A 26,136-nucleotide genomic window follows, 5' to 3' on the forward strand; every position below is an offset into this window, starting at 1 on the left:
ACGGGCGGTACGGCGCGGCCCTCGCGTTCCTTCGCGTGTACGCGAGGCAGTTCCCACGCGGCATGGCGGTCCGGCCGACATCAGCGGAAGGGGGCGCGTCGGCGCGGAGCGGCTCGACCTATCAGGAGTGCCGATGTCAGGACAGTTCGAAGCGACGGTCGAGGTCGATCGGCCCGTCGAAGAGGTGTTCGCCTACCTCGCCGACGGACGCAACGACCCGCAGTTCAGCCCCCGGGTGCTCAAGATCGAGCGGATCCCCGACACCCCCACGGCCGAGGGCACAGTCTTTCGGAGCACCGTCAAGGACGCCGGGATGAAGACCGCCAGGGAGTTCCGCATCACCACCCTCGAAGCCCCGGTCAAGATCCGGTGGGCCGAGGTGACGAAGAACAGCGTGACGGCACGCGAAGGCGGCTACGACCTGGAGTCGCTGGCGGACGGCAGGACCCGGGTCCGTATCTTCAACGTCCTGGAGGGCCACGGACTGGGCAAGCTCCTCGTCGGCCTGGCGCTCGCCGCCGCCCGCAAGGACGCCGACGGTTTCGGCTCCCGCATCAAGACCGCGGCCGAAGCGGCGATCAGCCCGCGCTGACGCCGCACGGACGCCGCGCTGACGCCGCACGGGCGGCCCTGTCCGGTCCCGCTCGGCTCCAGTCTGCGTCGACCGCGCACATCGGCACGCCGCCGGGCCCGCAGGAAGCGGGGCCCGTTTCGTGCGTCGCTGGTGTGGGACGGTCAGGCCGGTTCGCCCGCCGGTACGCGCGGGAAGTGCTCCCAACGGTCGAGTTCGGCCAGGCGGGAGCGGAGCGAGGCCCGGATGTGTTCGACGGCGTCCGCGCCGACGGCCAGGCGCAGAGGCGGCTCGTCCAGCTCCGCCACGGCCATGATGGCGTCCGCGACGGTGTCGGGGGCGCCGAACGCCTGGGGCGGCAGCGCGGCGAAGTCGGTGAGGAACTGTCCGACGGTCGGCAGGTAGACGTCGTTCGGGGCGACGACGTGGAGGCTGGTGGAGAACTCGGTGGCGTAGGTACCCGGTTCGATGACGGTGACCTTGACACCGGTGGGGGCCAGTTCGTGCGCGAGGGCCTCGCTGATCAGTTCCACGGCGCCCTTGGACGCGGAGTACAGGCCCGAGGAGGGCCAGGCGAACTGCCCGATGAGCGAGGAGGTCTGCAGGATCCGGCCCCGGGCGGCTCGCAGGGCGGGGAGGGTGGCGCGCAGGACGGTGAGGTTGGCCAGCACGTTGGTGTCGAAGATCGCGCGCGCCGCGTCCGCGTCGACCTGTTCGACGGCACCGAACAGCCCGTAGCCGGCGTTGTTCACCAGCACGTCCAGGCCCCCTGCGGAACGCACGGCCTCGGCCAGGACGTCCTGTGCGTCGGGTGCGGTGAGGTCGAGGGCGACCGGCGTGACCTGCCCGTGCGGGGCACTCTCGGCGAGTTCGGCGAGCCGGTCGCGGCGCCGGCCGACGGCGATCACATGGGCGCCACCGGCGAGTGCACGTTCGGCGACGAGGCGGCCGAAGCCGGAGGTCGCGCCGGTGATGAGCCAGGTGGAAGACATGGCGGAGCCTTTCTGCGGTGGGCCGTGCGTCAGTCGTACGGTCCGGTGGACGAGGCGGGAGCACCGCGGTGGTGTCCCGCTCTCCAGCCAACCGCCGGCACCGGCGCGCGGCGGCCATGGGATTGGCCCGCTTCTTCCTGGGATCCGCAGGGCCACCTTCACCGGGACACGGCGGGCAGGCACCGGCGACCATGGGGTCATGGAGCGCAACGAGGGACTCGGCGATTTCCTGCGCGCCCGGCGCGCGGCACTGGACCCGCAGCAGTTCGGTATCCGTGACGCGGCCCCGCGCAGGGTCCCCGGCCTGCGCAGGGAGGAACTGGCGGCTCTGGCGGGCGTGAGCGTGGACTACTACACACGCCTCGAACAGGGCAGGCCCATCACACCCTCGGAAGCCGTCCTGGACGCCCTCGCGGACGCTCTGCAACTCGATCCGGCGGAACGCAGCTACCTGCACGCGGTGGCGCGCCGACCGGCCACGAGCCGACGCCGCACACCCCGAACCGTGCAGAAGGTGCGCCCCGGGGTGCATGCGCTGCTCGCGCGTCTCGGGGACACCCCGGCCTTCGTGCTGGGGCGCCGGACCGACATCCTGGCGAGCAACCGGATGGCCCGCGCCCTGCTCGCCGACTTCGGCGCGATGCCGGTCCGGGACCGGAACGCCGTGCGCTGGGTCATCCTCGACGAGGCCGCGCGCTCGCTCTTCGCGCAGGACTGGGAGAAGGCCGCCTCCATGTTCGTCGGGACGCTGCGGATGGACGCCGCCCGTCACCCCGACGACACACGTACCGCCGAACTGGTGGGGGAGCTGTCCATGAAGAGCGACCGCTTCCTGCGCTGGTGGGCCGGACAGAAGGTCGTCGAGCCCAGCCACGGCACCAAGACCCTCCACCACCCGATCGCCGGCCGCCTCACCCTCCGCACCGAGGCACTGACCTTCCCCGGCGACCCCGACCAGACCCTGTTCACCTTCCTGGCGGACCCCGGATCACCGTCGGACGAGGCCCTGACGGTGCTCTCCGCATGGGCCGCCGACTATGCCCGCGCAGCCGGATCGACATCCGACGTCTCGGAGACACCGAGGGCCACGCCGCATGGGTGACGCAGGCAGCCGTCGACAAGGTGGAGTCCCTCAGTTCCCTTGACCGGGGCCGCCCCCGTCCCGTGACCGGTTCCAGGAGCGGAGCTTGTCCGGGTTGAGGGTGACCCAGACCTGGACGACATGGCGACCGGCGATGTCGAGGCTGATGACGGCGGCGACCTGGTGGTCGTAGCGCACAACGATTCCGGCGTGGCCGTTGACCGAGTGGGTGTGCAAGGTGATGCGCGGGTGCCGGGCGACCAGGGTCAGCAGGCTGCGGGCGACCTCCAGGTTGCCGTGGACGGGCCCGGTCGGTGCGCGGACCTTGCCACCGCCGTCGAAGAACGCCATGGCGTTGGGTGCCAGCAGGGAGGCCAGGAGGGGCGCATCCTCGGTGACGCAGGCCTGCTGGACTGTAAGGACCACGGCGTCATGGCGCTGCGTCGTGGTGGGACGCGAGCGCGTTGCCCGCAGACTGTGCAGCGCGCGGTCGGCCGGTTCGGCGTACTCCGGTTCCGCCCGTCCCACGAGGTCCACGGCCGTGGACATGCAGTCCAGCACGTTCGGCCGAGCCTGGCCGCAAATACTGCCTACGGCCTCAACGAGCCAGGCCCCAGGGGCCGTGATCCGCGCCCGCTCCGCGCTGGACAGTGCGTACCACCGCCGGTAGGTCTCGGCGATGGCATCCTCCGCTTCGCAGCGGCTGCCGAGCATCCCGTGCGCGACGTCCAGGAGATGCCGCCGTTCGTCGAGCAGATCGGCGATGGACACCGATCCACCTGCGTCGTTCATACGGCGTCCTCCACTCGCACGGCACCGCACAGAACAGGCGACCGCTCCGATCGTCGGTCACTCCACGAGCTTGCCTTCGGTGGACACCTCTTCCATCACGGCTGCGATCTCGTCCGGAACGGGTGCGATGCTCTCGCGTGTGATTCCCGTCTTCGGGGACCAGACGAGATTGACCTGCAGTGCCGGATCCATGTCCGGGTAGTCGCCGCGGTTGTGGCAGCCCCGGGTCTCCCGGCGCTCGATCGCCGCTTCGATCGTGGCGCGGGCGGCGAGGGCCGCGGACTTGAGGTCGAAGGCGTGCGCGAGGTCCTGGAAGCCGGCGATGTCCGGGTGGATCCCGACGTTCTCCATGCGCGCGTCGATCTCGGCCAGCTCCGCCAGACCGGCGCGCAGTCCTTCCTCGTCGCGGACGACACCCGCGTGCTCGGTCATGGTGTTACGGATGGCGCGCTGCAGGGCACGGACGTTCTCGGGGCCGTCCGCGGCGAGCAGGCCGTCGATCTCGAACCGGGCCTCGGCCTCCGCGACCGCCGACCGCGGCTGTGCCGTCAGGCCCTTCGAGTAGGCGGCCGCGGCCTGTCCCGCGATACGACCGAAGACCAGCAGCTCGATGAGGCTGTTGCCACCGAGGCGATTGGCGCCGTGCAGGCCGCTGGAGGCCTCGCCGATGGCGTACAGACCGCGTACGTCGGTGCTGTGGTCCTCGGGACTGACCCACACCCCGCCCATCGAGTAGTGAGCGGTCGGCGCGATCTCGATCGGGTCGCGGGTGATGTCCAGCATCTGCAGGTCCAGAAGAGTCTGGTAGACCCTCGGCAGCCGGCTCATGATCGTCTGACGGGGCAGGTGGGACACGTCGAGCCACACACCCCCCTTGGCTGTGCCGCGGCCTTCCCGGATCTCCGTGTAGGAGGCGAGGGCGACGCGGTCCCGCGTGGAGAGTTCCATGCGCTCGGGGTCGTAGCGGGACATGAACCGCTCACCGAGCGCGTTGCGCAGGATTCCGCCCTCACCGCGGGCAGCCTCGCTGACCAGCGTGCCGGCCGCGTTCTCGGGCTCGATGATTCCCGAGGGGTGGAACTGCACGAGCTCGGGGTCGCGCAGACGGCCACCGGCCTCCACCGCCAGCCGGAACGAGTCCCCGGTGTTCTCGTCGCGCCGCGAGGACGTACGTCGCCAGATTCGGGTGTGGCCGCCCGCCGCCAGAATGACGGCGTCGGCGTGGATCAGGTAACGCGTCCCGTCGTTGATGTCGAAGCCGTAGGCGCCGAACACCGCACCGTCGTGCACCAGGAGCCTGGTGATGTAGACGCTGTCGAGCATGCGGACCTGCAACTGGCTCGCGCGCCTGACCAGCGTGCGCTGGATCTCCAGACCGGTGTAGTCACCCGCGAAGGCGGTGCGCCGGAACTTGTGCGCACCGAAGAAGCGCTGGGAGATGCGGCCGTCCTCCTCCCGGGCGAAAGCCATGCCGTAGCGCTCCAGGTCGTCGATGCCCAGGGCGGCGCCCTGGGTGACGATCTCGACCGTGCGGGGATCGGCGAGGAGATAGCTCTCCTTGAGCGTGTCCGCGGCGTGCTGCTGCCAGCTGTCCTCGGGGTCCATGGTGGCCAGGGCCGCATTGATGCCCCCCGCCGCCAGGGCCGTGTGCGCGTCCTCCTTGGGCCGCTTGCCGACGGCGAGTACGTCCATGCCTGCCTCGGCCAGCTCGATGGACGCCCGTAGTCCCGCTCCGCCCGTTCCGATCACCAACACCATGGTGGACAGGCGTTGCTCGGTGATAGCCACGTTCCGCTCCGATCACTTGGTTCGTCACTGAGTACGACCGGTTGATCCCGCCGTTTGTGACATCGGGCCCATGACTCCCGCACCTGATCAGGCGTTTCTGCGCCATCCGCGCGGCATGCCCAGGCCGACCACGCCACCTCGCGCCGACCGCGCCACCTCGCGTCCCACCATTTTCGCACCGGGCCCGCCCCCGCGCCCTGCCGTGCCTGCGGTGCGCCATCGGTCCGCTACGCGGTGGCGGTGGTGCCCTGCCGTGATGCCGCGGGCTCGGCGAAACCCGTTCGCCGACGCCGCGGCCGGCAACAAGAACGTCAAGGCACTCGTCCCGTCCTGGACCTGGTGGCCACCCAGGACCTCAACATCCCGGCGAAAACCCAGGACTTCATGGCTGAGCGGGCCGGATCCCACACGGTCAAGGTGAAGGCCTCGCACGCCGTGAGTGTCTCCCACCCCGGCAAGGTCACCGACCTCATCGAGGAGGCGGTCCGCACGGTCCGATGACCGGCGAAAACCCTTGAGGACGGCGGGGTGGCGAGACACGGCCGCCCCGCCCCTGCGCCCGCGCCCGTATGAGAACGCCCGTCGGCAGGTACGTCGTTGTACACGGGGGTGCGGGGCTACGGCTGCTGCGCGAACCAGTCGGCGAAATGGGTTTCACCGATGCGGGCTCCGGTGCCGGGGAGCAACGTGGCTTCCTCCAACTGGGCTCCGAAGTACGGGGCCTTGGGGTCCGCCACGACCTTTCGAGGGTCGTTCTTGGCTTCGAGCCCCGTACGGATCAACTCGTCCAGCTGGAACGTGTCGGGACCGGCCACTTCGAACACGCCGTTGACAGGCTCGCCGATCGCGGTGCGGCCGACGGCGGTTGCGACGTCGTCGGAGTAGATGGGCTGGATCTTGATCGGCGCCAGGTGGACGGTGTTGTCGTCCTTGGTCGCTCCCGCAGCGATGCCCTTCATGAACTCGAAGAACTGCGTGGCGTGGACGATGGAGAAGGGAACCCCGGAGTCCTTGATCAGCTCCTCCTGCACCTGCTTGGCACGGAAGTAGCCGCTCTCCTGGAGCCGGTCGGTACCGACCACGGACAGCGCGACATGGTGCGTGACCCCGGCCTCCCTCTCGGCCTTGAGGAGGTTGGTGGTGGATGTGCGGAAGAACTCCATCACGTCGTCGTCCGCGAACGAGGGGGAGTTGGAGACATCCACCACGACGGAAGCGCCCTTCAGGACCTCGGCCAGGCCCTCGCCCGTCAGCGTGTTCACACCGCTGTCGGGGGAGGCCGGCACCGCCTCGTGATCGTGCGCGGCGAGCTTGCTCACCACCTTCGAACCGATGAGACCGGTGCCGCCTATGACTACGACCTTCATGATGACGATCCTCTCGGCGCTCGGTCCACTGCGTGGCGCGCGTGAGGCCAGCAACTGGGACCGCACCTTTCGATGGCGTATGTGCTGACAAAGACAGGATAGTGAGGGTCTGGGCGGCGCCGCATTCGGGCCGCGGTCCTGCCTCGGACGACGATCAGGCCGCCAGTGACGCCACGTAGGGTGCCAGCTTGGCCGGATTCATCACCCACATGATGCGTTCGAGGCCGCGGGACGACGCGTCGACGCACAGCAGCGCGACCGGCTTGTCGCCGGAGGAGACCAGGACCGCGGGCCGGTCGTTGGCCTCGACCCAGCGGATCTCCGACCCGGGCCAGAAACGCGGGGCGAACGCCTCGAGGTACCGGGAAACACGCTGACGCCCCACGACCGGGATCTTCGACGCGCCCCGGATGCCGCCCCCGTCGGCGTAGCTGATGACGTCCTCGGAGAGGACGTGCTCGAGCGTGGCCAGATCACCCGTCTGTGCCGCGGTGAGGAACACCTTCAACAGGCGCTGGTGCTCCGCCCGGTCGACCGGCTCCCGCCGTTCGTCGGCCAGGTGCTTGCGCGCCCGGCTCACCAACTGCCGGGCGTTGGCCTCACTGGTGTCCACGATCTCCGCGATCTGCGGGTACGGGTAGTCGAACGCCTGCCGCAGGACGTAGGCGGCCCGCTCCACCGGGTTCAACTTCTCGAGGACGAGAAGAACCGCCATCTCGACCGCCTCGGCGCGTTCCGCACCCACGTTCGGGTCCTGGCTGGTGTCGACCGGCTCGGGGAGCCACGGGCCCACGTACGCCTCGCGCCGCATCCGGGCGGACTGCGCCAGGTTGATCGCCAGCCGGGCGGTGACGGTCGTCAGGAAGGCCTTCGGCTCGACGATTTCCCGGCGGTCGGTGTTCTGCCACCGCAGCCAGGCCTCCTGGACGATGTCCTCGGCCTCCGTGGAACTGCCGAGCACGCGGTACGCGACACCGAACAGTTGCGGTCGCGCCGCGATGAACTCCCGCGTCGCTCTCTCGAGCGAGTCGGCGTCATCCTCGGCATGCATGGTGGCCCCCTTCGGCCAGGACAATGTTACAGCCGCCACGGACCGCACGCTCCTGGGCGCCAGCGACTCGCACTGCGTCTGACCTGCTGTTTGTGTCCTTCTTGCGAGGTGAGAGGGAGTCGATCCGGTTGCGGACGGAGGAGCCCGCCTCCTCGTTGTGGGCCGCAGCGACGAAGAGACGGACGGTGATGTCCGGCGAGGCCGGATCGCCTCAGCCGAACATGCCGGGCTCGTAGTCCCCGGCAGGCTGCTGGTTGATGACGTTGATGCGGTTGTAGGCGTTGATGATCGCGAGAAGCGAGATCAGCGCGGCGAGCTGGTCCTCGTCGAAGTACTTCGTGGCCCTGGCCCAGGCGTCGTCCGGGACACCGCCCGCGGCGTCGGCGATGCGGGTGCCCTGTTCGGCGATCTCCAGCGCCGCGCGCTCGGCGTCGGTGAAGACCTTCGCCTCACGCCAGACAGCCACCAGGTTCAGACGCTGCTGGGTCTCACCGGCGGCGACGGCGTCCTTGATGTGCATGTCGGTGCAGAATCCACAGCCGTTGATCTGGCTTGCGCGGACCTTCACCAGCTCCTGGGTCGCGACCGGCAGCGTCGACTCGGCCACCACCTTGTTGGCGGAGTTGAGGTGCCTCATGACCTTGCCGGCAAGAGCGTTTCCGAAGTAGTTGACACGCGAATCCATGACGGGATCTCCTCGGTGATTGGGCGCTTACACCGAATTGACCGGGTCGCCCGGTGATCCGTGACAGCAGTGGAACGTGACGTGCGCCTCCTTGGGTCTCCTCGCCCTCAGGGGTCAGGTCCGCAGACCCGCCCAGACGCGGCACCGGTATGAAACCGAGGCGCGCACGCCCCGGACACTTTGCGCCAGGGCCGTGTCACACCCGGGCGGCCAGTTCGGTCCTTCGTGATGAAACAGCCTTTTCGATTCACGGGTACGCCCGACAGCGCGCGCCCGTGCAGGCAACTGAAAGGTCTCACCATGAGTGGACAGAAGCCGACCGTCGTCCTCGTGCACGGTGCGTTCGCGGACTCCTCCAGTTGGAACGGCGTCGTGGAGAAGCTCCAGTCGCACGACTATCCGGTGGTGGCCGCCGCCAACCCGCTGCGCGGACTGACCAGCGACGGCGAGTACGTCAGGCAGCTTGTCGCCTCCATCGAGGGCCCGGTCGTCCTCGTCGGCCACTCCTACGGGGGTGCCGTCATCAGCAACGCCGCGAAGGGCCTCGACAACGTCAAGGCGCTCGTGTTCGTCGCTGCGTTCATGCCCGATGAGGGCGAGAGCGCAGTGGACCTCGCGGGCAAGTTCCCGGGCAGCACCCTTGGTGAGGCGCTCCGCCCCGTGCCGATCACGCTTCCCGACGGCAGCCGGACCGCGGACCTCTACATCGAACGGGGCAAGTTCCACCACCAGTTCGCCGCCGACGTTCCCGAGGAGACGGCGGCGGTCATGGCTGCCACCCAACGTCCCGTGACGAACGACGCCTTGACCGAGGCCGCCTCCGCCCCGGCGTGGAAGGAGATCCCGTCCTGGGTTCTCCTGGCCACGGAGGACCTCAACATCCCCCTGCAGACACAGACGTTCATGGCCGAGCGGGCCAAGGCCACCGCGGTCGCCGTCACCGCCTCTCACGCGGTCGGCGTCTCGCGCCCTGGAGACGTCGCCCGCCTGATCAACGAGGCGGTGGAGGCCACCGCCTGAGTGCGGGACGAAAGCCTCGTGGCCGCAGGCCTGCAAGGCTGAGGCCCGCACAAAGGTGGTCACGTACGAGATGGTATTGATTGATACTATCGTTGGGATGGCCAGGCGGGGACGCCGAGCGGATGGGGTGGCGGTCTTGGACATGTATGAAGCGGTTACGAGCCGACGGTCGGTGTGCGGATTCACCGACCGGCATGTCCCACGGGAGGTGCTGGAGCGGGTACTGTCCGCTGCCGTTTGGCCGTCGTCCGTGCCTGACCCCCAGCCGCGGCGCGTCTATGTGCTGACCGGACGGCCGCTGGCCGAGCTGGAGAAGCTGCTCGGTGAACGTGGTGCGGCCGTCGGCTCGCCGGCCGCCCTGCTCTGCTACGTCGACCGCGACCTGGGCCCGGTGCAGTGGTCCGACGTCGGCATGTATCTGCAGACCGTCAGTCTCCTGTTCCGCGTCGAAGGGCTGCACAGCTGTACGCGGATGGCGTGGGCGAAGTATCACCGGACCGTCGCGGAGATCCTGTCGCCCCCGGAGGGGCTCACCCTGTTCTGTGGCATGTCGATCGGGTTCGAGGGTGCCGCGGAGCCGACGGAGGGCGCGGAGGCGGCGGCGACCCGCTCGACCTCGACGCCCCGCGATCGGGGAGTTGAAGCCGTGAATGCTGCCGCGTATCTCAACGACGTACTCACGAGAAAAATCCGGCGGATAATGTCACAAATAGGACTCCCGCCCTGACGTGAGTGAGGAACCAAAAACGATTCCGTGCGGCGCTGGGAGAGTTGATCTTGATGATTGCTTGTGGTCGGAGGCCGGTTTCATGGGCTCCCTCGGGCTTCGGCCGGGGTGACTCGGCAAGTGGTCTTGGTCGCGGCCGTGGCCGTGGCCGTGAGGAGCGTCGAACCCCGAAGGTCGACCAGGGACCGCATCCCCTGCCGTCGAGCCGACAGAGCCGACTGCCCGAGGGTCCCGCATCGGCGGGCCTGCACGCCCTTCCCCGTCCCGTGGCCGTCGTGGTGGGTGCCGGTGGTGTGCTCGGAGCGGCGCATGTCGGAGTCGGGAGCGCTCTGGAGCAGCGCGGGTTCGTCCCGGACATGATCATCGGCACCTCGGTGGGCGCTCTCAACGGCGCCATAGCGGCCGCCCACCCGGACACGGCCGCGCCCTGGCTGGACGGCGTATGGACCCGGTTGAGCCGCCGCGAGGTATATCCGCTCGGCTTCCCCGCCTCGCGGGCCAGTGTCTTCACCGACCGCGGGCTGCGCCGACTGATCGCCGGGGCCGGGCTGCCCTCCCGGATCGAGGAGCTTGCGGTCCCGTTCACCGCGGTGGCGACGGACCTGGCAACTGGTGGTCCGGCACTGCTCGACCACGGAGACCTCGAGTCCGCGCTGCTGGCCAGCGCGGCCGTTCCCGGCATGCTGCCCCCGGTGGACCGAGACGGCAGGACGCTGGTCGACGGAGGTGTGATCGCCTACGTCCCGGTGCTCGCGGCGTTGCAGGCCGGGGCGGCCAGCGTGGTCGTGCTGTCGACCGGTCCGGAGTGCTCACCGTTGAGCCCGATCGTCCCGCGCCGGAGGGCCGACGCGATCGCCGCGAGGGCCGGGCTGCTGTTGATGCACCATCAGATCGAGCGTGATCTGAACGAGGTGGCCCAGCACATCCCGACCGTCGTGCTGCCGACCGGCATCGAGGAATGGCCCGCCCCGTGGGACTTCGGACACTCCCAGCGGCTCATCAGCACCGCTTCCCGCACGGCGGGACGCTTTCTCGACGGCCTGCGCGTCAGCGGGCCGGGCCTGTACCGGGCTGACAGCTCCCCGGAGACATCGGCGATACCGGAGACACCGGAATCATCGGCGACTTCGGACGGCCCGGGCGAGGCATCGACTTCCTCAGTGCCGGAGGTGGCCCTGTGAGTACCATCGCGTTCCTGAACATCGCCATGCACGGGCACGTCAACCCGACGCTGCCGGTGGCGGCCGAGCTCGTTCGCCGCGGTCACTCCGTCACGTACTACACCTCGCCCGCCTTCCGTGAGGAGATCGAGGCTGTCGGTGCGACGGTGTATCTCTACCCCGGGGGCGACCAGCCGCTTCCTGATCCGCCGACGCCGGTCACGTTGATGGAGGGGCTCGCGAGCACAGCCGTCCGCCTGCTGCCTCCGGTGCTCGCCGACCTGCGCCGGATCCGGCCCGACCTGATCATTCACGACAGCGCCTGTCTGTGGGGCGCGGTCGCCGCCCGCGAACTCAGAGTGCCGGCGGCTTCGTCGTTCACCACGTTCGCCTTCAACCATCACGTGCCCAGTCCCACCCGCGGTTCATGGGCCCTGCTGGCCGAGGCGGCGACTCGGCGGAACAGCCTCAAGGGCTACCTGCGCGCGCGCCGGGGGCTGCGCCGCTTCGACACGAGTGGGCTGCCCCTGCTGGACCTGGGAAACATCCGCCAGCCACTCAACCTGGTCTACACCTCACGGGTGTTCCAGCCCGCCGTCGAGGAGTTCGACCGGTCCTACCAGTTCGTGGGCGCGAGCATCGGCGCCCGACCGGACGACCCGTCGTTCCCGGCCGATCAGCTGCGGGACCCGGTGCTCTACGCCTCGCTCGGCACAGTCTTCAACGCCGACCCGCGACTCCTGCGCGGTTTCGCCACGGCGCTCGCCCCGCTGGGCGGCAGCGTCGTCGTCTCCACCGGGCAGACCGACCCGGCCGCGCTGGGCCCGTTGCCGCCCAACGTGCTCGCGCGCCGCTTCGTACCGCAACCGGAAGTACTGGCCCGCGCGGCGCTGTTCATCACCCACGGCGGTATGAACAGCGTCAACGAGGCCATGTACGCAGGCGTTCCGATGCTGGTGGTCCCACAGGGCGCCGACCAGCCGATGGTGGCCCGTCGTGTCGCGGAGCTCGGCGCGGGCCTGTCGATCCGTACGCAGGACGTAACCGACGACTCTGTACGTGCCCTCGCCGCGCGTCTCCTCAACGAACCCCAATTCAGGGCGGCCGCGGTCACCTTGCAGGGTGCTCAGCGCGAGGCGGGCGGATACCGGCGTGCCGCCGACGAATGCGAGCGGTACTTGCACACGAACGTCGTGGCCGGTCGGTCGGCCCCCGTGGATCCGTCCCAGCGAGGCTGAATCATGGCACTCGTCGTCCTGTTGCTGCTCGCCGGAGTCTCGGAGGCCGCCGGGCGCATCCTGCCCGTGGCAGTGGGCAGGCCTGGCATGTCGCGGACCCGGGTGGCCGGACTGCTCTGTGCCGGTGGCCTCGTCGAGGCTGCCGTGTTCGCGCTGTGGCCGCTGACCGCGTGGACCCTGGCCGAACTGGTGCTGTCCTCGACGCCGGAAGGCGACGGGCTGGTCTGGACACCCGATCTGGTCGCCCCGCTGGTGCTGGCCGCCATCCTGGCGTTCCCCTTGCTCGGGCCTTTCCTCCACCTGCTGCTCTTCGTGGCGGTCGGTGCCGGTCTGGCCGGCCCGCTCGCCGCGGCGACCGACCTGGGCTGGTGGGGCGCCGCAGGATGTGTGGCCGTCGCCGGGGCCGGGCTCGGTATCGCCGTGGAGGCCGTTCGGCGTCTGGTCGTGCGGATCAGCGCCGCCGAGGCACGGGGGCCCGTCACATGAACGCGTACCTGCTCTGGGTCTTCGCGATCGGGCCGGTCCTCATCGCGGAAGCCCTGCTCGCCCGCTACGAGGTGCTGGCCTACGGCGCCGGCTGGCGGGACCCCGTCACCGAGCTCCCGGAGGGCGTGCCCTACGCCAGGGGTGCGGCGCCCGACAGCCCCCCGGATGCCTACCTGGTCTACCTGGACGGCATCGGCAAGCGCCGCGTCCGCGACAGCCGGGACGGTGGCCAGCTGGTCAAGGCCTTGATCGCCAGAGCTCCCGAGCTGCGGGTACTGGGTCAGGTGCAGCCCTACTCGCCACTGGCCGCCCCGCTCGCCGAGCGACCGGTGTGGAAGTGGCTGCGCCGCCGCATCGGCCTGCTGCTGTTCCTGCACAACGTCATGCAGATCTTCGTCGCCGCCGACCAGCGATACCGCCCTCTCTACAACCGTGCCGTCGGCTCCCAGATCTCCACGCAGCTCCGGCTCGCCGGTTACCGGCCCGACAGCGGTATCCCCGTGGTCCTGCTCAGCTACAGCGGCGGTGCCCAGGTCGCCGGCGGCGCGGTCGACGAACTGCACACCCAACTGCGCTCCCCGCTCCTGCTGATCACGCTCGGTGGCTTCCACAACGGCGCCAACGACCTCACCAGCGCCGAGCACCTGCACCGGCTGACCAGCGCGAGCGACCGGATCGAGCGAGTCGGTACGTGGATCTTCCCGCAGCGCTGGCCGCTGTTCCGGGGGAGCGCATGGAACCGGGCCCACCGCGCCGGGAAAATCACCGTGCACCGACTCGACCCGGCCACCCACGTCGGACCGTCCAGCTACGTCAGCCCGACGGCTCAACTACCCGACGGCCGCAGCCACCTCGACCGCACCGCCGACACGGTGATCGCCCTCATCCGTGACCGCCACAGCGCGACCGGGTCGCCCAATGACCCGTAGCCACGAGGGGCTTGGGCGGAGCGGGTGGTGCATAGGCCACCGGCCGGGAACAGTGCCCCCGATGTTGCCGATTGCTTCCCGCGAACCAAGCAGGACGGCCCGCCGGAACCTGGGTTCGGGCGGGCCGCCGGGGAGGTCAGGGATCAGGGATCAGCACAGACAAGGATCAGTACCCCACCCCAGTCCGGGGATGTCCCTGTCCCTCAGCGCGCCGGAATAGGCCTGTACCTCGTCCACGTCGCCGTGTAGGTACTCGTCCCAGCCGTCACCGGCCCTGGCCCGGCCGATCTGCAGGGCACCGCTGCTGTTCCAGCCGTTGGGCAGGCTCGCGGTCGCCTGGGCGTTGGTGTAGCCGTCGAGATAGAGCTTGATGGTGTCGGTCGCGTCGTCGTAGACCACGGCGAGGCGCTGGCCCTGGCCCTCGCCCCCGTCCGCGCCCGCGATCTGGGACACCACCTTCTCCTGGGCTCCGGCCTCGTCCTTCTCCGGCATCACCAGTTGCCAGGTATGAGTGGACGGCACGTAACGCACCTTGAGGGCGTCGGTGTGCTCGCCTGCCTGCGAGAGCACGGTCATCGGGTGGGTGGGCTCGGAGTCCGCGAGGCGCACGACCACACCGAGCGTGAAACTGTCCCTGGTGTCCACGACGGGCCCCGCGGCAGCGGCATACCCGCTCTCGCCGTCCAGACGCAGATGCCCGTCGCCGACGAGTGGCGGCGGCACGAAGGTGCAGTCGGGGTCGAGGTCCGGGATACAGGAATTGTCGGAGCCCCGGTAGATCGAAGCCCTCGTGCCGAGCCGCAGGGGCACGCCGTCGGACTGCTCGGGACTCGCACCGTCCGTCGCGTTCTCCAGCGACCAGTGGCCGAGCAACTTCGGCTTGCGGTACGCCAGTCCGGCTGCCTCGCCCGGCACCACGACCCGGTCGTGAACCTGTACGTCGCCGATGTCCCCCTGCCACCGGTCCCGATAGCCGGCCGCTCCGCGGGCACGCCCGATCTGGAAAGCTCCGGCCGCCTCGGCCGGAGCCGCGTCCGCTGCCGTCCCGACCTCTTGGCCATTGACGTACAGCCGCGCCTTTGCGGTCTCGGCGTCATACAGACCCAGCACATGGGCCCACTCGCCGGTCTCGGGGGTGCCGCCGGACACCCGCGCGGAGCCGATCGCGAACGACCAGGCGGAACCGGTGTCCTGACGGCGCAGCCCGAGGCCGAAGCCGGGCGCCCCGTTGGCGTCCTGGCTGGCGACGGTCATGTTCCGGCCGGTTTCGGCGGGCCGTACCCACGCGCTCACCGCGAAGGTCTTGCGGATGTCGGTCGCCGGGGCGTCCGGGGTGAGGAAACCGTGGCCGCTGCCGTCGAGAGCCACCGTGGTGGAGGTCTTGGTGCCCGAGGGCACCGGGCCGCCGAACGTCACCCCGGTGCCGGCACGGGCGGCGGTGCCGGTCTCGGCAACGGCCGAGCGGGAGCCCGCCGGATCGTCAAGTTTCCAGCGGGCGACGGGAGCACGGCCGGCCTTCACGTTGAACTCGTACCGGGATTCCCCGCTGCTTCGGCCCGACCGGTCGATCGCGCGGACCGTCAGCCAGTTGGGCCCCGAAGTAAGCGGCAGGTACGGAATGGTCACGGCCGCGCCCAGACGCTCCGCGGAAACGGTTCCATAAGGGCCGCCCACGAAACCGTACGTGTACGACACCACGTCGTCGGAGGGGGAGTCCACGGTGAAGTGGCCGTAGACGCCCACTCCGTCCACCCAGAACACGTCCTCGGGGTTGGGGTATTCGGGAGAGGTGATCGTCGCCTTCGCCGGGCTCACGTTGTCGTACACGAACGAGCAGATCGAGCCGTCGCCCTCGTCGCTCCACGCGGAGGTGGCCTTGCCGTCGTTCGCGCGGACGTGCCAGGAGACGACGGTGTTCGCCGGGATGTCGTCCGGCATCGTCCAGTAGTGGTGCGCCCCCGACGGCTGGGTGACGGTGCTGTGGCTGCGCCGCTGTTCCACTCCTGTCGCGTCCGTCCACCAGGCTTCGAACTCGCCGTTGACCGGGCTGAATTCGGAGGGCTGGTTGTCCTCCTCCGGGTCGTACAGCACCGCATTGAGCCTGGGCGGCGCCGAAACGTACGCTGTGTCGTCGCCGGTGGCGCAGGCCTTGCTTCCCGACTGGAGATCCTGGACGAGCGGCTGCTTCGGCGGCAGGTTGTCCACCGCGTAGGCCGTCCCGGTAGCAGTGACGAGCAGCGCCACCGCGCAGCTCCCCACCACCGTCCGTCTGCGTCTGCCCGTCCTTCTGAACCTGGTCAAGTGTCCCTCCCCTGTGAGCGCTTGAGGCTCGTGGTTCACACGAGCGCCTGAAGTTAACAGAGACCACTGACATGGATCGAAAGGGTTTTCCCGCACGCCAACGCCGGTAACTGACATCCCGCTCGCAGTGTCGACGCCTCGACCAGAGTGTTCAGTAAAGTGAACGTCAGGTTCACTGCATCTCGATGGTTCGGTATAGTGAACGCATGGTTCACTCAGCCGGAGCTCTTGGGGTAGGCGCGCAAGTCAGTGCCTACCTCGATGACACCTACCTGGAGCAAGTCGATACGCGGGTGATCGCGGTCGGCGAGAAGGGCGGAACGCCATGGGCGGCCGTCGAGCACTGCCTGTTCCATCCGCAGGGCGGCGGTCAGCCCGCGGACCGGGGGTGGCTGGAGGACACGGAGATCATCCCGGTCCGGGACCGTGAGTCGGGGCTGGTCGTGGCGACGGTGCCCGGGGGCGGCAGCCTTCCGCCCCTCGCCGAGGGACAGAAGGTGCGGGCCCGGATCGACCTTCGGGCCCGGACAGCTCACGCCGCACTGCACACGGCCGGACACCTCGTCGAGGCGGTTGGGCGGATGCAGGGGTGGGAGATGGTCGCCAGTAATCATTTTCCCGGTCAGGCGCGTATCGAGTTCCAGGCTCCCCGGGCGGACACACGGCTGGCCGACCCGGAAGGGCGGGAGGAGGTGACTGCCGTGCTGCGCGACGCGGTGGCAGCCGTGGTCGCCGACGATCTGCCGGTCTTCGCACGGTGCCTCGCCGACGGGCGGCGCGTGGTGCACCTGGACGAGCTGCACTCCGCGCCCTGCGGGGGCACGCACGTGCGCAGCCTCGGCGACCTGGCCGAAGTGGTGCTGCCGACGCTCAAGGTCAAGAAGGGCCGCATCCGCGTGTCCTACTCCGCGACGCATGTGCCCTTTACCGCGACGCAGGTGTCCTGCGCCGGGACACACTTGCCGTACGCCGCACCCCACGTGCCGCACCCCGCGTGCCAGGCACCGAAACGCGTAGGAGCCACTGAATGACGCCCCCGCCGTCCGGCCGTCAGCCGGTGAGCAGTACCGCAGCCGCGGTCGGTGCGAAGATCCGGCTGCGCCGTCAGCAGCGCGGAATGAGTGCCGCCGAGATGGCCCGGCGTGCCGGGCTGAGCAAGGCCACGCTGTCGCAGCTGGAGGCCGGCAACGGCAATCCGACGATCGACACGCTCGACGCGATCGCCATCGCACTGCGCATCCCGATCGCCGACCTGCTGGCGCGTGACGCCGACACCGGGCCGGTGTTCCGGCCGGGTACGGACGTCGAGCCCGGCGAGGTCTCGCGGGAACTGCTGCGCCGCATCAGCAGCGGCAACAGCCTGGAGATCTGGCGGCTGCGCATCCCGGCCGAGACGGAGCTGCCCGGCGTCCCGCACGCCACCGGCACGATCGAGCACCTGCTTGTCGCCACCGGGCACGTCACCGCCGGTCCCGTCGACGCCCCGCAGGATCTGGGCCCCGGCGACATGCTCGCCTTCGCCGGAGACGCCCCGCACTTCTACCGCACCGGTGCCGAGGAAGTGGACATCACCGTCGTCTTCGCCTCGCCCATCAGCACCTGAGACGCTCCCCAAGCCTAGGAAGACCCCTCATGAGCACCGCCATCGCCATCACCCCCTCCAGCCGTGCCTTCAGCAGCGACAACATGGCCGGGGCGTCCCCGCAGATAGCCCAGGCCGTCGCCGACGCCGCCACCGGACAGGTCCTCCCGTACGGCAACGACCCCTACACCGACAGCGCCCGCCGCAGGCTCGGCGAGATCTTCGAGCGGGACGTCCACATCTTCCCGGTCTCCACAGGATCCGCCGCCAACGGCCTGAGCCTGGCCGCTCTCACCCCGCCCTGGGGCAGTGTGCTCTCCCACCCCGACAGCCACATCAACACCGACGAATGCGGCGCCCCGGAGTTCTTCACCAACGGTGCCAAGCTCGTCGGTGTCCCGGGCCCCGACAGCAAGATCGACCCCGATGCGTTGCACGCGGCGGTGCGCCGTCGGGCCGGTGACGTGCACAGCGTGCAGCCGTCCGCGGTGAGCATCAGCCAGGCCACCGAGAGCGGCAGTGTCTACACCCTGGAGGAGATCCGCCGACTGTCCACCATCGCCAAGGACGCCGGACTGCGCGTCCACATGGACGGCGCGCGCTTCGCCAACGCCCTGGTTCATCTCGGTGCCACCGCGGCCGAGATGACCTGGAAGGCCGGCATCGACGTGCTGTCCTTCGGTGCCACCAAGAACGGCGCGATGACCGCCGACGCCATCGTCTCCTTCGACCCCGCACTCGCCGCCGAGCTCGCCTTCCGCGCCAAGCGCGCCGGCCAGCTCGCCTCCAAGATGCGCTTCCACACGGCCCAGATCGACGCGTACCTCACCGACGGCCTGTGGCTGCACAACGCCCGCCATGCCAACGCGATGGCCACCCGGCTCGGTGACGGCCTCAAGGCCATCCCCGGCGCCGGCCTGCTGGCCACACCGCAGGCCAACATCCTCTTCTGCCGCCTGCCCCAGGAGGTCACCGAAGGACTCCTCGCCGAGGGCTATGCCTTCTACCACGACCGCTGGGAGCCGGGCATCGTCCGGTTCGTCACCGCCTTCTCCCACAGCGCCGACGACATCGACCAGCTCCTCGACGCGGTCCGCCGCCACACACACTGACCGACGCCCGGGGACGGGCACACCTGGCCAATAAGTGCGTCCAGCGCACGCCGTGAGTACGTCCAGCGCACTCACGTCCCCTCAGAGCATCGCCAGCCCCGGGTCGTGCAGGAAGGAGGCCAGGTCGGCCAGTAGTTGCGAGCCCTGCTGGCCGTCCACCAGGCGATGGTCGAAGGACAGTGCCAGCTGAGTGACCCACCTTGGCTCGATCGTCTCGGCGCCCGACGCGTCGGTCACGACCCAGGGGGTGCGGCGGATGGCGCCGACGGCGAGGATGGCCGCCTCACCCGGGTTGAGGATCGGCGTTCCTGTGTCCACGCCGAACACACCGACGTTCGTGATGGTGATGGTCCCGCCCGTCATCGACTGGGGCGTTGTCCTGCCGTCTCGGGCCGTGCTGGTGAGAGCGGCGAGTGCTTCGGCGAGTTCGCGCAGCGACATTCGGTCGGCGTGCTTGATGTTGGGGACGATGAGCCCTCGCCCGGTCGCGGCGGCGATGCCCAGGTTCACGTAGTGCTTGAGTACGATCTCCTGTGCCGGCTCGTCCCAACTGGCGTTCGCCTCAGGGGTGTTGCGCAGGGCCAGCAGCAGTGCCCGGGCCACGAACAGCAGCGGTGTCACGCGCAGATCGCGGAACTCGCGGCGGGCGGCCACGGTGTCACGGAGTCGCATGGTCGCCGTGACGTCGACCGTCATGAACTCGGTGACGTGCGGTGCCGTGAACGCGGAAGCGACCATGGCGGCGGCCGTGTGCTTGCGCACGCCGCGAATCGGGATGCGGGTCTCGGCCGAGGTCTCCGAGGTCTCCGGGGTCCCGAGCTTCGGAGGTTCCGCCGCCACGAGTTCGACCTCCGCTGCCCGGCGTACGTCGTCACGCGTGACGGTGGCCCCAGGGCCCGTGGGCGTGACGACGGTGATGTCGACCCCCAGGTCCTTGGCGAGTTTGCGGACAGGGGGCTTGGCCGCCGTCCGCTCTGTGGCGGTTGCCGCTGCCGGTGCTGCGGCCGGTGCCTGGACGGGAGTTGGCGCTGCCGTCTGCTGTGCGGGCGGGGCCCCGGGCCGACGACGTCTGCGGCGACCGTTACTCTCCTGCGGGCCGTACCCCACCAGCAGCGCCTCCCTGTCAGGAGCCGTCGCCGCGTCCGTGGACGGAGGTTCCGTCACAACGGGAGTGCCGCTTACATCACTGAGGACGGTGACATCACTGAGGACGGTGATGAGGGGTTTGCCCACAGGCAGGGTCTCCCCTTCCTTCGCGTGCAGTGTCCCGACAACACCCGCATACGGAGAGGGGAGTTCGACGGCGGCCTTCGCCGTTTCCACCTCGACGATGACCTGGTTGATCTCCACGGAGTCACCCACCTGCACCGACCACTGGAGAATCTCGGCCTCCGTGAGGCCCTCGCCGACGTCGGGCAGCAGGAAGACTTGCTCTTTCGACATGGTGACCTGCCCCTCCTCTAGTAGCTCAGGCTGTGGTCGAGGGCGTCGAGGATCCGGTCGACCCCCGGCAGCCAGTCGGACTCAAGGCGGCTGGGCGGGTACGGGGTGTCGTATCCGGTGATCCGGAGAACCGGCGCTTCGAGGAAGTGGAACTCCTCCTGCTGGATCCTCGCGGCGAGCTCCGCCCCGAACCCGTGGGACAGCGAGGCCTCATGGGCGACCAGGGCCCGGCCGGTGCGGTGGACGGACTCCCGTACGGTGTCCAGGTCCAGCGGCGACAGGCTGCGCAGGTCGATGACCTCGACGCTGCGTCCTTCCTCGGCAGCGGCATCGGCCGCTTCGAGAGCCGCCGGGACCATGGGGCCGTACGCGATGAGTGTGGCGTCGGTGCCGGCCCGCAGCACACGAGCACGGTCGAACGGCGTCGGCGTCGACGGCTCGTCGGTGACCTCTCCCTTGGTCCAGTAGTGCCGCTTGGGCTCCAGGAAGATCACGGGGTCGTCGTCGTCCACGGCCTGGCGGATCATGTCGTACGCGTCCTGAGGGTTGGAGCAGGTGACGACCTTGAGCCCGGCGGTGTGGGCGAAGTAGACCTCGGGCGATTCCGAGTGGTGCTCGATGGAGCCGATGCCGCCACCGAACGGGATGCGGATGACCACGGGCAGGGTGATCACACCGCCCGAGCGGTGCCGGAGCTTCGCGAGCTGGCTGATGATCTGGTTGACGGCCGGGTAGACGAAACCGTCGAACTGGATCTCGCACACCGGGCGGTAGCCGCGCAGGGCGAGACCGATCGCGGAGCCGACGATGCCCGCCTCACCGAGGGGAGTGTCGATGACTCTCAGGCTGCCGAACTCCTTCTGGAGCCCGTCGGTGACGCGGAACACCCCGCCCAGCCGCCCGATGTCCTCACCCATCAGCAGGACTTTGGGATCGTCAGCCAGGGCTTTGCGCAGCCCGTTGTTGAGGGCCTTGACCATGGAGATGCTCATCGAGTGGCTCCGATCTCCTGGCCGGCGGCGAGGAATCCGGCGGCGAGGTACTCCGAGTGCTCGGCCAGTTGACGCTTGAGCTCGGGCGGCATGTTGGCGTAGGTGTTCTCGAAGGACGAGGCATGGTCCGGAGTGGGCAGTGCCCGGCAGCCGGCCCTGAGGTGTTCGGCCAGTTCTTGTTCTCGTCGCTCGATGTCGGCGAAGTACTCCTGACCGACACCACCGACACCACCGCTCGCGGTGAGATGAAGCCGCAGCCGCTCCAACGGATCCTTGGCCACCCACTCGTCGGTCTCGGCGGACGGGCGGTAACGGGTGGCGTCGTCGGCGGTGGTGTGTGCGTTGATCCGGTAGGTCACCGCCTCGATCAGGGTCGGCCCGCCGCCGGACCGGGCACGGGTCAGCGCTTCACGGGTCGCCGCGAGACAGGCCAGTACGTCATTGCCGTCGACGGACACACCGGGGAAGCCGAAGCCGGCCGCGCGCTGAGCGACGGGCACACGGCTCTGCACGCTGTAGGGAGCGGAGATGGCCCACTGGTTGTTCTGGCAGAAGAACACCACCGGGAGGTTCTGGGCCGCGGCCCAGAGGAACGCCTCGTTCGTCTCGCCCTCGCTCAGAGCCCCGTCACCGAGGAAGACCAGCACCGCGGTGTCGCGGGAGTCGTCTCCTGAGCCGATCACGTCGTCCCGGACCAGGCCCATGCCGTAGCCGACCGCATGCAGGGTCTGTGCGCCGATGACCAGGGTGTAGAGGCCGAAACGACGCTCGTACGGGTTCCAGCCGCCCAGGGTCGAACCGCGGAAGAGACCGAGGAGCGACACCGGATCGAGCCCGCGGCACCAGGCCACACCGTGTTCACGGTAGGTGGGGAACACCATGTCCTGCTCGGCCAGCGCGTAGGCCGCACCGACCTGGGCGGCCTCCTGGCCGCGCAGTGAGGGCCACAGCCCCAGTTCCCCCTGGCGCTGGAGCGCGATCGCCTCGGTGTCCAGGCGGCGTACCAGTGCCATGTCCCGATAGAGGGCCAACAGATCGATCGCGGAAGGGAGTTCGAGCCTGCTGTCCGGCTCCAGCACCCCCTCGGGGGAGAGCAACTGGATCGGACCGTCGGCGGGCTCGGCGCCTGCGGTCGGCTTGGCTTGCTTACGTGGCATCACGGCTCTCGTTTCGGATGCGCCGGTCGGGGCGCCGGCGGATGACTGGACAGCACAAGCACCGCTGCGTGTCAGCGCGGTGCCATACGGAGTGCTCCATCGAGGCGGATCACACAGCCGTTGAGCATGGGGTTGTCGATGACGTGCTCGACCAGCGCCCCGAACTCGTCCGGCGCACCCAGCCTGGAGGGATGGGGCACGCAGACCTCAAGCGCCGCACGTGCCTTCTGAGGCAGCCCTGCCATGAGCGGGGTGTCGAACAGTCCGGGCGCGACGGTGACCACGCGGATGCCTTTGTCCGCCAGGTCCCGTGCGGCGGACAACGTCAGCGAGGCGACTCCGCCTTTGCTGGCGGCGTACGCGGCCTGACCGATCTGCCCGTCGTACGCGGCGATGGACGACGTACAGACGATGATTCCGCGGTCGCCGTCGAGGGGGTCATTGCCCGCCATCACCGCGGCGGCGTTGCTGAGGACGTTGAAGGTCCCTACGAGGTTGATGTCGACCACGCGGCGGAACTGGTCCAGCGGGAGCACACCCCGGCTGCCGATGATCCGTCCAGGTGTGGCCACCCCGGCGCAGTTGACTGCCACACGCAGCGTGCCGAGTTGGGCGGCCGTGGCGAACGCCGCCCGTACCTCGGACGCGTCCGTGACGTCGGCCGGTACGAAATGTGCGCGCTTGCCGAGGTGGTCGGCGAACTCACGGCCCGTTCCGGTGGGCAGGTCCAGAACCACCACGGTGGCTCCCTCGAAATGCAGCCGCCCGACCACGGCACGCCCGAGGCCGGAAGCGCCGCCGGAGACGACAGCTACGGCATCGCGATACTGCACGGCAGTTCTCCTTACGTATGGGCATGAAGGGTTGGCGTCCGGACAGGAGGGTTGGCGGCGTCCGGACGCGAAGGGTTGGCGTTACGGGTGGTCAGCGTGCGGGACCCGCGAGTTGACGGCTGATCACCAGGCGCTGGATCTGGTTGGTGCCTTCGAAGATCTGCGTGATCTTCGCTTCCCGCATGAACCGTTCCACCGGGTGGTCGAGCACGTATCCCGCGCCGCCGAGCACCTGGACCGCGTCAGTCGTGACCGCCATCGCGGTGTCGGTCGCGATCAGCTTGGCGACACTGGCCTGCCGGGTGTACGGCTGACCGTTGTCCTTGTGACGTGCGGCGACCAGGTAGGTCGCTCGGGCGGCTTCGGTTTTTGCGGCCATGTCGGCCAGCAGGAATCCGACGCCTTGGTGCTCGATGACCGGTCGCCCGAACGTCTGCCGCTCCCGGGCGTATTCGACGGCGTAGTCCAGAGCGGCCTGCGCGATACCGACGGCGACCGCGGCGATCCCGAGCCGGCCGGCGTCGAGAGCCGACAAGGCGATCTGCAGTCCCTGACCAGGAGCGCCCACGAGCCTGTCCTCGGGGATGACCGCGTCCTCGAAACGCATCTCGGCAGTGGTCGAGCTGCGCAGACCCATTTTGCGTTCCGGTGTTCCCGCGACAAGCCCTGCCGTGTCGGCGTCGACGTGGAAGCACGAGATGCCGCGGTCTGCGTCAGGAGAGGTGCGCAGGAACACGGTGTAGAAGTCGGCCTGACCACCGTGTGTGACCCAGGCCTTCGTGCCCCGTGCGGTCCAGCCGTGCGGCGCTTGGTCGGCGGACGCGCGCAGCGCCCCGGGATCGGAACCCGCGTGGGCTTCGGACAGGGAGTACGCGCCCAGGGCCTCGCCGCTCAGCATCCGCGGCAGGAGTTCGGCCCGCTGCGCCTCGGTGCCGAACGTGGTCACCGGGTGACAGGACAGCGTGTGCACACTCATGCCGACGGCCACCGCGGCCCAGCGAGCGGCGATCTCTTCCAGCACCTGGAGGTAGACCGTGTAGGGCTGGCCCCCGCCGCCGATGTCCTCACCGAACGGCAGAGTCAGCAGCCCGACCTCGCCGAGGAGACCGAAGACTTCGCGAGGAAACCGGCCCTTGTCCTCGAACTCGGCGACCCGTGGCCCCAGTTCCTTGTCTGCGATGTCCGTGACCAGTTCCAGCAGGTCATGGGCCTCGCGGGATGGCAGTTCACGTTCTACTTTCACTGCTGAGCCCTCTCCTGCGGTCGCGTCCTCGTGGATGGGACTACAGTCGACAGCGCGCTGCCCAGGGTGCAATTAACCTGCTGAGATCTTGTCGTGCGCGCAAAATCCAGGTAGTTCGATCAAGGTTCTGCGCAAAGAACCTGCTCGCGAGTGAGGTGTGTCCATGTCCGGCACCGAGCACGTCGACAGTGTCGACAGCATGATCATCGACCTGCTGGTACAGGACGGCCGGCGGACGGTCACGGAGATCGCCGAGCAGGTCAGCCTGTCCCCCTCCGCCGTGAAGCGGCGCATCGACCGCCTCGAACGGGTCGGGGTGATCGCGGGCTACACGGTCGTCCTGGACCACGGCAAGCTCGGGTCCAGCTTCGAGGCCTTCGTCGAGCTGAGATTCTCGGGTGACGTGAAGGTCGAGATGATCACCATGGCGGCCACCAGCGTCAAGGAGGTCCTGGAGGTCTTCACGGTGGCCGGGGATCCCGACGCGCTGGTCCGGGTCCGTGTGTCCGGTGTCCAGCATCTGCGGGATGTCATCGACCGACTGCGCCGCTCGGGGCCGGTGATCGGGACGAAGACCTTGATGGTGCTGGGGGCGTGGCGGCGGGACGGCTGAGTCCTGGGGTAGGTGGAAGCGCGACCTCAAAATTTGCCCAGCAGGCACATCGATTTGCCTACTGGGTTGACTTCCCTGGTTTGCCGGGCGCACGCTGAAGGAGGCCCAACCGCACCGAACAGGGAGGCGTGAGCACATGTCCGTGTCGACTGAGAGCGCCGGCGCAGAGGATCTGGACAGCATCGGCGAGCTCGACATACCGCAGCTGGCAGACGTGAAGGGGTCGGTCGAGTCCGAACGCCGGCACCGCAAGGAACAGCTCGCGATCGCGTTCCGGGTCTTCGCGCGGTACGGGTTCGACGAAGGCATCGCGGGACACATCACGGCACGCGACCCGGAGTTCCCCAACCGCTTCTGGGTCAACCCGTACGCCGTGCACTTCTCGAAGATCCGGGTGAGCGATCTGCTCCTCATCGACGAGCAGGGACAGGTGGTCGAGGGCGATCGCCGCACCAACAAGGCCGCCTTCTGGATCCACTCCTCGATTCACCACGCACGCCCCGACGTGGTCGCCGTGGCGCACGCCCATACGATCCACGGCCGGGCCTTCGCCTCACTGAACAAGCTTCTCGACCCGATCGTCCAGGAATCGTGCGCCTTCGCCGGGGACCACGTGCTCTTCGACGAGTACAAGGGCCTCGTACTGGAGAAGGCGGAGGGCGAGCGCATCGCCGAGCGGCTGGGAGACAGCAGGGCGGCGATCCTGCGCCATCACGGCTTGCTCACCGCGGGCCGGTCCGTCGAGGAGGCGGCCTGGTGGTTCATCACCATGGAGCGGGCCTGCCAGATGCAACTGCTGGCCGACGCGGCGGGCAAGCCGCGGATCATGAGCGACGAGGAAGTCGCCCTGGCCCACCGGCAGTTCAGCAACGCCAACATGGCCCGGCACAACTTCAACCTCCTCGCCGGACTCGTGGTGGACGAGGAGCCCGACGTCCTGCAGTGACGGAGCAGGCCGGGGTCGCGGCGGGGC

Annotated in this window: 26 protein-coding genes; 14 read left to right on the forward strand and 12 right to left on the reverse strand. The window is 69.2% G+C overall.

What is annotated here, in order from left to right; translation table 11 throughout:
- Positions 1-133: 133 nt before the first annotated feature.
- Positions 134-592 (forward strand): SRPBCC family protein, encoded by a 459-nt coding sequence (locus tag ACN20J_RS47910; RefSeq protein WP_189842415.1) that lies wholly within the window; start codon positions 134-136, stop codon positions 590-592.
- Between the two features lie 143 nt (positions 593-735).
- On the opposite strand, the gene ACN20J_RS47915 is transcribed toward ACN20J_RS47910, so the two are convergent.
- The gene (locus tag ACN20J_RS47915; protein WP_419668578.1) at positions 736-1,563 is read right to left on the reverse strand and encodes an SDR family NAD(P)-dependent oxidoreductase; all 828 of its coding nucleotides are present in this window, start codon (positions 1,561-1,563) and stop codon (positions 736-738) included.
- A 199-nt stretch (positions 1,564-1,762) separates the two neighbouring features.
- Here ACN20J_RS47915 and ACN20J_RS47920 point away from each other — a divergent pair, with 199 nt between their 5' ends.
- Positions 1,763-2,665, forward strand: coding sequence for a helix-turn-helix transcriptional regulator (locus ACN20J_RS47920; protein ID WP_419668579.1), 903 nt, complete (start codon positions 1,763-1,765; stop codon positions 2,663-2,665).
- A gap of 30 nt (positions 2,666-2,695) precedes the next feature.
- On the opposite strand, the gene ACN20J_RS47925 is transcribed toward ACN20J_RS47920, so the two are convergent.
- Positions 2,696-3,436 carry an RNA polymerase subunit sigma gene (locus ACN20J_RS47925; RefSeq protein WP_419668580.1) on the reverse strand — a complete coding sequence of 247 codons (741 nt, stop codon included), beginning with the start codon at positions 3,434-3,436 and terminating at the stop codon, positions 2,696-2,698.
- A 57-nt stretch (positions 3,437-3,493) separates the two neighbouring features.
- A complete protein-coding gene (locus ACN20J_RS47930) occupies positions 3,494-5,194 on the reverse strand; it encodes an L-aspartate oxidase (RefSeq protein ID WP_419669086.1) in 1,701 nt (566 codons plus the stop codon).
- A gap of 369 nt (positions 5,195-5,563) precedes the next feature.
- On the opposite strand from ACN20J_RS47930, the gene ACN20J_RS47935 reads away from it, so the two are divergent.
- Positions 5,564-5,725, forward strand: a complete 162-nt coding sequence (locus tag ACN20J_RS47935) for a hypothetical protein (RefSeq protein WP_419668581.1) — start codon at positions 5,564-5,566, stop codon at positions 5,723-5,725.
- A gap of 116 nt (positions 5,726-5,841) precedes the next feature.
- Here the strand turns inward: ACN20J_RS47935 and ACN20J_RS47940 are convergent, their stop codons facing one another.
- From ACN20J_RS47940 to ACN20J_RS47950, 3 genes are all read right to left on the reverse strand, one after another.
- Positions 5,842-6,591 carry an SDR family oxidoreductase gene (locus ACN20J_RS47940; protein WP_419668582.1) on the reverse strand — a complete coding sequence of 250 codons (750 nt, stop codon included), beginning with the start codon at positions 6,589-6,591 and terminating at the stop codon, positions 5,842-5,844.
- 154 nt (positions 6,592-6,745) lie between these two features.
- Positions 6,746-7,642: an RNA polymerase sigma-70 factor gene (locus ACN20J_RS47945; RefSeq protein WP_190231492.1), complete on the reverse strand. Its 897-nt coding sequence runs from the start codon at positions 7,640-7,642 to the stop codon at positions 6,746-6,748.
- Between the two features lie 211 nt (positions 7,643-7,853).
- Positions 7,854-8,327 carry a carboxymuconolactone decarboxylase family protein gene (locus ACN20J_RS47950; protein ID WP_419668583.1) on the reverse strand — a complete coding sequence of 158 codons (474 nt, stop codon included), beginning with the start codon at positions 8,325-8,327 and terminating at the stop codon, positions 7,854-7,856.
- A gap of 300 nt (positions 8,328-8,627) precedes the next feature.
- On the opposite strand from ACN20J_RS47950, the gene ACN20J_RS47955 reads away from it, so the two are divergent.
- The 6 genes from ACN20J_RS47955 (at position 8,628) to ACN20J_RS47980 (ending at position 13,887) form a co-directional block, all read left to right on the forward strand.
- Positions 8,628-9,347: an alpha/beta fold hydrolase gene (locus ACN20J_RS47955; RefSeq protein ID WP_190231494.1), complete on the forward strand. Its 720-nt coding sequence runs from the start codon at positions 8,628-8,630 to the stop codon at positions 9,345-9,347.
- A gap of 142 nt (positions 9,348-9,489) precedes the next feature.
- Positions 9,490-10,074: a nitroreductase gene (locus tag ACN20J_RS47960; RefSeq protein ID WP_419669087.1), complete on the forward strand. Its 585-nt coding sequence runs from the start codon at positions 9,490-9,492 to the stop codon at positions 10,072-10,074.
- A 266-nt stretch (positions 10,075-10,340) separates the two neighbouring features.
- Complete coding sequence (locus tag ACN20J_RS47965) at positions 10,341-11,255, forward strand: patatin-like phospholipase family protein (protein WP_419668584.1); 915 nt, start codon at positions 10,341-10,343, stop codon at positions 11,253-11,255.
- A gap of 26 nt (positions 11,256-11,281) precedes the next feature.
- Complete coding sequence (locus tag ACN20J_RS47970; RefSeq protein ID WP_419669088.1) at positions 11,282-12,472, forward strand: macrolide family glycosyltransferase; 1,191 nt, start codon at positions 11,282-11,284, stop codon at positions 12,470-12,472.
- Positions 12,473-12,475: 3 nt separating this feature from the next.
- Positions 12,476-12,958: a hypothetical protein gene (locus ACN20J_RS47975; RefSeq protein WP_362303457.1), complete on the forward strand. Its 483-nt coding sequence runs from the start codon at positions 12,476-12,478 to the stop codon at positions 12,956-12,958.
- Positions 12,955-13,887, forward strand: a complete 933-nt coding sequence (locus ACN20J_RS47980; protein WP_419668585.1) for a hypothetical protein — start codon at positions 12,955-12,957, stop codon at positions 13,885-13,887. Before ACN20J_RS47975 ends, ACN20J_RS47980 begins: the two co-directional genes overlap by 4 nt.
- Positions 13,888-14,037: 150 nt before the next feature.
- Here the strand turns inward: ACN20J_RS47980 and ACN20J_RS47985 are convergent, their stop codons facing one another.
- Positions 14,038-16,149: a LamG-like jellyroll fold domain-containing protein gene (locus ACN20J_RS47985; RefSeq protein WP_419669089.1), complete on the reverse strand. Its 2,112-nt coding sequence runs from the start codon at positions 16,147-16,149 to the stop codon at positions 14,038-14,040.
- 245 nt (positions 16,150-16,394) lie between these two features.
- Here ACN20J_RS47985 and ACN20J_RS47990 point away from each other — a divergent pair, with 245 nt between their 5' ends.
- The 3 genes from ACN20J_RS47990 to ACN20J_RS48000 are packed head-to-tail and all read left to right on the forward strand — an operon-like array spanning position 16,395 to position 18,882.
- Positions 16,395-17,219, forward strand: a complete 825-nt coding sequence (locus ACN20J_RS47990) for a metal-dependent hydrolase (RefSeq protein WP_419668586.1) — start codon at positions 16,395-16,397, stop codon at positions 17,217-17,219.
- Positions 17,216-17,791 (forward strand): helix-turn-helix domain-containing protein, encoded by a 576-nt coding sequence (locus ACN20J_RS47995; protein ID WP_190231500.1) that lies wholly within the window; start codon positions 17,216-17,218, stop codon positions 17,789-17,791. The genes ACN20J_RS47990 and ACN20J_RS47995 overlap by 4 nt, the downstream gene beginning before the upstream one ends.
- 29 nt (positions 17,792-17,820) lie before the next feature.
- The gene (locus ACN20J_RS48000; RefSeq protein WP_419668587.1) at positions 17,821-18,882 is read left to right on the forward strand and encodes a threonine aldolase family protein; all 1,062 of its coding nucleotides are present in this window, start codon (positions 17,821-17,823) and stop codon (positions 18,880-18,882) included.
- Between the two features lie 81 nt (positions 18,883-18,963).
- Here ACN20J_RS48000 and ACN20J_RS48005 read toward each other — a convergent pair whose 3' ends face one another.
- The 5 genes from ACN20J_RS48005 to ACN20J_RS48025 form a co-directional block, all read right to left on the reverse strand.
- Positions 18,964-20,325: a dihydrolipoamide acetyltransferase family protein gene (locus tag ACN20J_RS48005; protein ID WP_419668588.1), complete on the reverse strand. Its 1,362-nt coding sequence runs from the start codon at positions 20,323-20,325 to the stop codon at positions 18,964-18,966.
- A gap of 17 nt (positions 20,326-20,342) precedes the next feature.
- Entirely contained in the window at positions 20,343-21,317 is a 975-nt protein-coding gene (locus ACN20J_RS48010) for an alpha-ketoacid dehydrogenase subunit beta (protein ID WP_419668589.1), read from the reverse strand.
- Positions 21,314-22,474 (reverse strand): thiamine pyrophosphate-dependent dehydrogenase E1 component subunit alpha, encoded by a 1,161-nt coding sequence (locus tag ACN20J_RS48015; protein ID WP_419668590.1) that lies wholly within the window; start codon positions 22,472-22,474, stop codon positions 21,314-21,316. The genes ACN20J_RS48010 and ACN20J_RS48015 overlap by 4 nt, the downstream gene beginning before the upstream one ends.
- A gap of 71 nt (positions 22,475-22,545) precedes the next feature.
- Positions 22,546-23,307, reverse strand: coding sequence for an SDR family NAD(P)-dependent oxidoreductase (locus ACN20J_RS48020; protein ID WP_189842398.1), 762 nt, complete (start codon positions 23,305-23,307; stop codon positions 22,546-22,548).
- 91 nt (positions 23,308-23,398) lie between these two features.
- Complete coding sequence (locus ACN20J_RS48025) at positions 23,399-24,550, reverse strand: acyl-CoA dehydrogenase family protein (protein WP_419668591.1); 1,152 nt, start codon at positions 24,548-24,550, stop codon at positions 23,399-23,401.
- 163 nt (positions 24,551-24,713) lie between these two features.
- Here ACN20J_RS48025 and ACN20J_RS48030 point away from each other — a divergent pair, with 163 nt between their 5' ends.
- Entirely contained in the window at positions 24,714-25,163 is a 450-nt protein-coding gene (locus ACN20J_RS48030; RefSeq protein ID WP_189842396.1) for an Lrp/AsnC family transcriptional regulator, read from the forward strand.
- Positions 25,164-25,299: 136 nt separating this feature from the next.
- Positions 25,300-26,109 carry a class II aldolase/adducin family protein gene (locus tag ACN20J_RS48035; RefSeq protein WP_419668592.1) on the forward strand — a complete coding sequence of 270 codons (810 nt, stop codon included), beginning with the start codon at positions 25,300-25,302 and terminating at the stop codon, positions 26,107-26,109.
- The last annotated feature ends 27 nt before the right edge of the window (positions 26,110-26,136 follow it).

It is taken from the genome of Streptomyces sp. 2-1 (genome assembly GCF_048564895.1).
In the GTDB taxonomy this organism is placed as follows: domain Bacteria; phylum Actinomycetota; class Actinomycetes; order Streptomycetales; family Streptomycetaceae; genus Streptomyces; species Streptomyces phaeochromogenes.

Coding starts and splice junctions, on each gene's coding strand:
- ACN20J_RS47960 (WP_419669087.1), top strand. CDS start 9,490: ATGTATGAAGCGGTTACGAGCCGACGGTCGGTGTGCGGATTCACCGAC.
- ACN20J_RS48035 (WP_419668592.1), top strand. CDS start 25,300: ATGTCCGTGTCGACTGAGAGCGCCGGCGCAGAGGATCTGGACAGCATC.
- ACN20J_RS47940 (WP_419668582.1), bottom strand. CDS start 6,591: ATGAAGGTCGTAGTCATAGGCGGCACCGGTCTCATCGGTTCGAAGGTG.
- ACN20J_RS47930 (WP_419669086.1), bottom strand. CDS start 5,194: ATGGTGTTGGTGATCGGAACGGGCGGAGCGGGACTACGGGCGTCCATC.
- ACN20J_RS48015 (WP_419668590.1), bottom strand. CDS start 22,474: ATGCCACGTAAGCAAGCCAAGCCGACCGCAGGCGCCGAGCCCGCCGAC.
- ACN20J_RS47910 (WP_189842415.1), top strand. CDS start 134: ATGTCAGGACAGTTCGAAGCGACGGTCGAGGTCGATCGGCCCGTCGAA.
- ACN20J_RS47990 (WP_419668586.1), top strand. CDS start 16,395: ATGGTTCACTCAGCCGGAGCTCTTGGGGTAGGCGCGCAAGTCAGTGCC.
- ACN20J_RS47920 (WP_419668579.1), top strand. CDS start 1,763: ATGGAGCGCAACGAGGGACTCGGCGATTTCCTGCGCGCCCGGCGCGCG.
- ACN20J_RS48000 (WP_419668587.1), top strand. CDS start 17,821: ATGAGCACCGCCATCGCCATCACCCCCTCCAGCCGTGCCTTCAGCAGC.
- ACN20J_RS47950 (WP_419668583.1), bottom strand. CDS start 8,327: ATGGATTCGCGTGTCAACTACTTCGGAAACGCTCTTGCCGGCAAGGTC.
- ACN20J_RS47980 (WP_419668585.1), top strand. CDS start 12,955: ATGAACGCGTACCTGCTCTGGGTCTTCGCGATCGGGCCGGTCCTCATC.
- ACN20J_RS47925 (WP_419668580.1), bottom strand. CDS start 3,436: ATGAACGACGCAGGTGGATCGGTGTCCATCGCCGATCTGCTCGACGAA.
- ACN20J_RS48005 (WP_419668588.1), bottom strand. CDS start 20,325: ATGTCGAAAGAGCAAGTCTTCCTGCTGCCCGACGTCGGCGAGGGCCTC.
- ACN20J_RS47970 (WP_419669088.1), top strand. CDS start 11,282: ATGCACGGGCACGTCAACCCGACGCTGCCGGTGGCGGCCGAGCTCGTT.
- ACN20J_RS47945 (WP_190231492.1), bottom strand. CDS start 7,642: ATGCATGCCGAGGATGACGCCGACTCGCTCGAGAGAGCGACGCGGGAG.
- ACN20J_RS47975 (WP_362303457.1), top strand. CDS start 12,476: ATGGCACTCGTCGTCCTGTTGCTGCTCGCCGGAGTCTCGGAGGCCGCC.
- ACN20J_RS47955 (WP_190231494.1), top strand. CDS start 8,628: ATGAGTGGACAGAAGCCGACCGTCGTCCTCGTGCACGGTGCGTTCGCG.
- ACN20J_RS48010 (WP_419668589.1), bottom strand. CDS start 21,317: ATGAGCATCTCCATGGTCAAGGCCCTCAACAACGGGCTGCGCAAAGCC.
- ACN20J_RS48030 (WP_189842396.1), top strand. CDS start 24,714: ATGTCCGGCACCGAGCACGTCGACAGTGTCGACAGCATGATCATCGAC.
- ACN20J_RS47995 (WP_190231500.1), top strand. CDS start 17,216: ATGACGCCCCCGCCGTCCGGCCGTCAGCCGGTGAGCAGTACCGCAGCC.
- ACN20J_RS47915 (WP_419668578.1), bottom strand. CDS start 1,563: ATGTCTTCCACCTGGCTCATCACCGGCGCGACCTCCGGCTTCGGCCGC.